Raw genomic sequence first — 6,473 nt, forward strand, 5'->3', positions numbered from 1 at the left:
AACAACATACCGATCACATAGTCGTCGGCCATGCCCATGCCGCCATGAAGTTGAACCGACTGGGCACCGACGAAAAAGCCGGCTTCACCGAACCGCGCCTTGGCTGCCGCCAAAATGCGGTCCAGCGTGCGGCTGTCCCGCGTGAACGCGGCAAGCAAGCGGAAAAGCATGGACCGTGCCATCTCTATCTCCATCGCCATGTCAGCCAGGCGATGCTGCACCGCTTGGAATGTAGAGAGCGTCGTGCCGAATTGCTGGCGGGTACGGACATAGTCGCGCGTGGTCCACATCGCCTTGTCCATCGCGCCCAGAGCCTCGGCATGAAGACCGAGTTGAAGCCATGCCATGCCTTCGCGCAACGGCCCGAAACCCTCCCCTTCCTGACCCAGCAGCGCATCGGTGGGCAGGTTGAGATTCGCGAAACGCAGGTCGCTGCCGAAGCTATCATCCGTCAGCCGTATGTCGCGCCGGCCTAGATCCGGATGGTCGGCGGGCAGCAGGAACAGGCTGATCCCGACTTCATCGCCGGTCGCGCCGCTTGTACGCGCGCTCAGGACATAATGAGTGGCGGCGGCGCCGCCCAGGACCAGCGCCTTGGTGCCCGTCAGGCGCCAGCCTCCACCAGTCCGATCCGCCCGCGCCTCCACATGGGAGAGACATCCGCCAGCCGCAATTTCGCCATGGGCGATGACAGGGCGCGCTTCGCCTATCGCCGTAGCCGCCAGCAGATCATCAGCGCCGCCGGTCGCAAGCAGCAGGCGCGCCGCCTGCACCACCGGCACCAGCGGTTCAGGCAGAAGACCGCCGCCGATCGACTCCATCAATATGGCATAATCGGCTGGCGTGCCGTCCAGACCTCCATGCGCTTCGGGAAGAACGAGCGCGAGCCAGCCCATATCCGCCATATGGCGCCAGCGCTCGACGCTGTAGGCCTCGCCGCCCGCCAGCGCCTTGCGCCGGGTCTCATAATCAAAATTCTTCTCGACATAGCGGCGCGCACCATCGCTGAGCAGCACCTGTGCCTCTGAGCGTTGAAAATTCATGGCCCTCAAAGCTCCAGATATTGTTTGGCGATCAGCGTGCGTTGCACTTCGTTGGCCCCACCGTAGATGGAGGAAGCACGGCGATACATGGCCTCCGACCAAATACCCGGTGCGAAGTCCGGCCCCGGCGCCGGTTGCGGTTCGCCCGCACGATGGGCATGTTCCGAATAGAGATAGGCGCCATGGTCGCCCATCGCCTCCACCTGCAACTGCGTGATGCGCTGCACCAGTTCAGAACCGCGTATCTTCAGGAATGAACCGAAGGAAGGCCCACCCCTTTCGTTGTCCGCCATCGCCCGCAGCGTCATATATTCGAGCGCCATGAACTCGACTTCCGCTTCGGCGATGCGCGCTGCGAACAGGTTGTCTTCAATCAACGGCTTTCCGCCGCGCATCGTCTCCCGCGCGATACACTTCAGCGTCGCGAGATGGTGACGGTTGCGGGGGATTTCGGCGGCGAAGGCACGCTCGCGTTCCAGCAGAGCTTTCGCATAGCCCCAGCCCTTTCCCTCCTCGCCGATGCGGTTGGCGACGGGCGTGCGGACATTGTCCAATATCACCTCATTAAGGCTGTGTTCCTTGCGGATGTCCTCGATCGGGCGAATGGCGATGCCGGACGCACGCGCGTCGACCAGCAACATGGTCAGTCCGTTGCGACTCCCCTCGCCCGTGCGCACAAGGCAGAAGATCATGTCCGCTTCATGGGCGCCCGACGTCCAGATCTTCCGCCCATTAATGATATAATCAGCCCCGTCGATCACGGCCCGGGTTTGCAGCGAACCGAGATCGGAGCCGGAATTGGGCTCGGAAAAGCCCTGCGCCCAGCTGATCTCCCCACGCAGGAAAGCAGGCAGGATACGATCCTTGAGTTCGCCCGGGCCGAAGGTGAAGATCAGCGGGCCGACCATGGACAGGCCAAATATGTCGAGCAGCGGCGTGCCCGCCGCCGTGCATTCCTCGTCGAAAATGGCCTGCTGCGTCAGGGTCCAGCCGGTTCCGCCATGTTCGACCGGCCAGTTCGGCGCAGACCAGCCCTTTTCATGGAGGATGCGGGTCCAGGCGCGCGTATCCGCGCGGGAAGCGTGAAATCCTTGACCGTTTCGCCGCGCCATGTCGGCGGGCAACCGATCCCGAAGAAAGGCGCGCACCTCTTGCCGAAATTCTTCGTCGGCGGGGTCATGCCCGAGGGCTGCCATGCATCCTCCCATCATTAAACGATCGCGTTCACGACGATTCGTTCATATGGGTACCTACTTATAAAGGCCTTGTCAAATGTCAGGCGGCGCGCACCGCATCACTACGCAGCGTCTCCCCCGGCACCAACGCGACAAAGGCATTATGTTGCTGATGCGATATCTCGATCGCTTCTTCGATCGCGCCGGAAAGAACGGCTTCACCCAGCCGTGTCCATGCCAACGCGCGCAGGCGGCGCATAGCGATATTGGCGATAAGCAATTGCGACGCGGGACTGTCATCCACGAATTGACGCGAAATCTGGAAAAACAGGCGCAACGCCGGGTTGCCGGCCATCGTCAATATATGTTGTTCGAACGCACGTTCCCGTTCAAGGAACCATGCGGCGTCGTCCAGCCGGTTTTCCAACGCCAGATCACCCAGGAACCGGCGGAGTCCCTCTCTCGCCCCTTCGTCTTCACATCGGCAGGCAGCCGTCAGCGCATGTTGCTGAAGCCCATGCGACACGTTCATGAGATTATGCAATGTTGCCCGTTCCACCTGAAGATAGAGCGCTGCCAGCCGCGACAGGCTGTTCGGATCAGGGCGGCTGGCATAGCACCCCCCATGGGGGCCCATACGCTTGGTCAGCAACTGGTCCTGCTCCAGCATCCGAACCGCCTGCCGATAGGTGGGGCGGCTGACCCCGAGCAGATCGCGCAATTCCTCCTCCGAACCGAGAAAATCGCCCGGTCGCGCCGCTAACGCCATTTCACGCAAGCGATGTAGGGTAGCCTTTAGAACCGGGGCACTCTTCCGATCAGATAATCCGCTCATACTCTCCATCCAGCAAAACTTGCGCAGAACGTCACCATTCCGTCAGAATGGCATTCGGGCAAGAGCGCCCGTCATTTGAGCTGCGCCGCCTCCTTGCCCCCGCTCGGACGAAAATAAATGACAAGTCGGCTTATGCGCCTGTCCTTGTCGATCGTAAAATGGTCTATCGCCAACAGGCGATAGACAGTGGGGCCGCTCTGTGACCGCACGGCCAGTTCCATGAAACATTCATTGCCGCGGTCGACAAAGCTGATCGGAACCGCGCCCAGCACCAACTTGGGCACCTTGGCATAAAAAGCGCTGATCTCCCCCCGTCCGCGCAGCACGCGCTCCTCCGGCCCCAGAAATTCGGCGTCGGCAGCGAACAGCGGCACGATCTTCACACCGCCGCCACTTTCCACGATATCAACATAGTCGGACGCGATCTCACAGGAGGAACCCTGGGTCGGCACGGCCGCCTGCGGTCGTTTGTGGAACAAGGTGGCCATCGGCCAATGGCTGCCGAGATCGGGATCGGTCACAGGATGTGCATCCGCTATCTGCCCCGATAGCCTTGCAAGCGCGACCATGGTCGCCTGGACAACCACTTTCATCGTTTTTTCCTCTCTTAATTATCTATTCGTCAGGCGCCGATCGGGAGCGCGTCCATGATCCCAGCGATCTCATCCTGCGTGAAACCCCATTCAGCCAACACCTCCCTGCCGCCCGTGCCGGGATGGGAGGGCGGCCCCTGCACTGCCGCCGGCGTTTGCGCGTAACGAGGCGAAGGTGAAGGCACCGTCATCCCGTCAAGATTCATGAAAGCGCCGCGCGCGACGTGATGCGGATGAGCAGGAGCCTCGGCCATGCTGATGACAGGCGCGAAGCAGGCATCTACTCCCTCGAACAGCGCGCACCAATGCTCACGCGGCGCGCTGGCGAAGGTTCCGGCCAGCTTGGTTCTGGTCGCCGGCCAACACACACGGTCAAACTGGGCAGCGGGGTCCAGTTCCTGCGTCAATTCCAGCCGGTCAAGCAGTGCCGCATAGAAATGCGGCTCGAACGCACACAGGCTGATATAGAGGCCGTCGCCGCAGCGATAAAGTCCGGAAAATGGCGACGATCCATAAGCGCCCGGGCCCTGCCGCTCGCCGGTGAAACGGCCAGCCGCCATGTCACCATAGAGCGCGCTCATCATCGAAAGCACGCCATCGACGATCGCGGCATCGACCACCTGCCCTTCGCCCGTTGCCCGGGAGTGCCATAACGCGCTCATGATTCCGAAGGCGAGCAGCATGCCACCGCCCCCATAGTCGCCGACGATATTGAGCGGCAATACCGGTTGTTCGGGCGTGCCGATCGCATGCACCGCTCCGGTCAGTCCGACATAGTTGGGGTCATGTCCCGCCACCTGCGCCAGCGGCCCGTCCTGTCCCCACCCCGTCATCCGCGCGTAAACAAGGCTCGGATTGCGAGCGAGCGCTACCTCCGGACCCAGACCAAGCCGCTCCATCACACCGGGTCGGAATCCTTCGATCAGGGCATCAGCCCGCTCGATCATCTTCAGTACCGTCGAGACGCCTTTCGGTGACTTGAGGTCGAGAATTACCGAACGCCGCCCCCGCTCCAGCACGGGATGGGGGCTGGGCTGCGTGCCCGGTCGATCAATGCGCAGGACATCGGCACCACTGTCGGACAGCATCATCGCCGCAAAGGGCGCTGGCCCGAGGCTGGCAACCTCCAATATTCGCAGGCCCGACAACGGGCCGGAGCACATATATTCTGTTGAACCGATCATGAGCACCCTCTCATATAGGCACCCATATAAGAGAAATTGTTTCGACCAGCAAGCAAGCTGACGAAAGCAGCCCTATCGTTCATCAGCATCATGTCCGATCACATATGCATTCCTTATATTCCGCCGCCGAAACTGCAGTGGCACTGCTTCGTCAGCGGATTAAGCAATCAGCCGACAATATTGAAGCGCATGGAGACGATCGCATGAGCCATTCCCTGTTCGACCTCACGGGAAAGCGAGCCTTCATCACGGGCGCGACCAAGGGCATCGGTCGCGCGATCGCTGAAGCCTTCGCCGATCATGGCACCGTCATGGTCCTGACGAGCCGGCATGGAACGGAGGCGCAGGCGGCAGCAGAGGAGATCAACCAGCGCGTCGGCAGGGGAGCTGCGATCGGGATCGAGTCCGATCTTTTGCGACTCGATCGGCTGATCGCCTCCTATGACGAAGCATTGGCGCATTTCGGGCAGATCGACGTGCTGGTCTGCAACGCGGCGGCAACCAGTTCCATCTTCGGATCTGCGCAGGATTTCTCGACCGCGGAATATACGGAGCTCATGCAGGCCAATATCGTCAACAACGTGGCGCTGATGAATCATGCCGCGACCGGTATGCGGGAGAGGTGCGATGGCGTCATCCTGGTGACGAGTTCGGCAAGCGGGGTGCGCCCTTCCTATGGTGTTTTCCCCTATGGCGTGGCCAAGGCGGGCCTCAACCATGCGGTACGGTGCCTTGCGGGAGAACTGGCGCCCTTCAACGTGCGGGTCAACGGCGTGGCTCCGGGGCTCACTCGCTCCTGGTCGCTGGAACAGTCGATGAAGGAAGATGCGCAAGTGATCGACCGTTTCAGGCAGGGTATTCCGTTGCGCCGCATCATCCAACCCGAAGAAATCGCAGCTGGTATGGTGTTCCTCGCGTCCGAGGGCGGCAAGGCGATGACAGGGCAAATAATCGTGATGGATGGCGGCGAGCCCGGTCCGGGCGTGATGCCCGGCGTCTGAGAAATGGTCCAGATCAGAAAAGGCAAAGGAGAGAGCAGATGGATTTCCGCATCAGCGGCAGAGTCGCGTTCGTCGCCGGCGGCAGCAAGGGTATGGGCCGGGAAGCCGCGCTGGCACTGGCGAATGAGGGGTGCAAGGTTCTCATCGTCGCCCGCGGACAAGAAGCGATCGATCAGGTGGTCGGGGAAATCCGGAACAAGGGCGGCACGGCCGAAGGCGCCTCTGCCGACCTGACCACCCGCGAAGGTGTCGCCAAGGCACTGGAGGCTTGCCGCGCGCATTGGGACATGCCGGATATCGTGGTGGCTCAGACCAACGACTATAGCGAGGGCCGCGCGGTCAGCATGGACCCGGACATTGTCGAGAAGACGTTCAAAATCTACACGATCAGCAACATCTATCTCGCCCAGGCCACTGTTCCTGCCATGCAGGCCCGAAAATGGGGCCGTTTCATACATATCGGTTCCGGAACCGCCAAGGAACCCCAGGGCCGCTTCCCCCATGGCGTCGCGAATGTCGCGCGCCCCGCGACCAGCGGCTTTCTCAAGACACTGTCGGGCGAAGTTGCCGTTGATGGCGTGACGGTCAACACCGTCGCCCCCGGCTGGATACAGACGCCATCACTCGACTATTTCTTCGAGC

7 protein-coding genes are annotated in these 6,473 nt (G+C 61.5%); 2 read left to right on the forward strand and 5 right to left on the reverse strand.

Going from position 1 to position 6,473, the window contains the following annotated elements:
• The 5 genes from VMR39_RS04575 to VMR39_RS04595 form a co-directional block, all read right to left on the reverse strand.
• A partial coding sequence (locus VMR39_RS04575) for an acyl-CoA dehydrogenase family protein (RefSeq protein WP_325414809.1) occupies positions 1-1,043 on the reverse strand: 1,043 nt, incomplete at its 3' end.
• Positions 1,044-1,048: 5 nt separating this feature from the next.
• Positions 1,049-2,239, reverse strand: coding sequence for an acyl-CoA dehydrogenase family protein (locus VMR39_RS04580; protein WP_325414811.1), 1,191 nt, complete (start codon positions 2,237-2,239; stop codon positions 1,049-1,051).
• 79 nt (positions 2,240-2,318) lie between these two features.
• Entirely contained in the window at positions 2,319-3,062 is a 744-nt protein-coding gene (locus VMR39_RS04585; protein WP_325414813.1) for a FadR/GntR family transcriptional regulator, read from the reverse strand.
• Between the two features lie 62 nt (positions 3,063-3,124).
• Positions 3,125-3,646, reverse strand: coding sequence for a nuclear transport factor 2 family protein (locus VMR39_RS04590; protein WP_325414815.1), 522 nt, complete (start codon positions 3,644-3,646; stop codon positions 3,125-3,127).
• Positions 3,647-3,675: 29 nt separating this feature from the next.
• Entirely contained in the window at positions 3,676-4,830 is a 1,155-nt protein-coding gene (locus VMR39_RS04595; protein WP_325414817.1) for a CaiB/BaiF CoA-transferase family protein, read from the reverse strand.
• Positions 4,831-5,033: 203 nt separating this feature from the next.
• Between VMR39_RS04595 and VMR39_RS04600 the strand changes: the two genes are divergently transcribed.
• Complete coding sequence (locus VMR39_RS04600) at positions 5,034-5,831, forward strand: SDR family NAD(P)-dependent oxidoreductase (protein ID WP_325414819.1); 798 nt, start codon at positions 5,034-5,036, stop codon at positions 5,829-5,831.
• Between the two features lie 38 nt (positions 5,832-5,869).
• Positions 5,870-6,473, forward strand: a 604-nt coding sequence (locus tag VMR39_RS04605; RefSeq protein ID WP_325414821.1) for an SDR family NAD(P)-dependent oxidoreductase, incomplete at its 3' end; no start/stop codon positions are given.

Source organism: Sphingobium sp., from assembly GCF_035511395.1.
Lineage (GTDB): Bacteria > Pseudomonadota > Alphaproteobacteria > Sphingomonadales > Sphingomonadaceae > Sphingobium.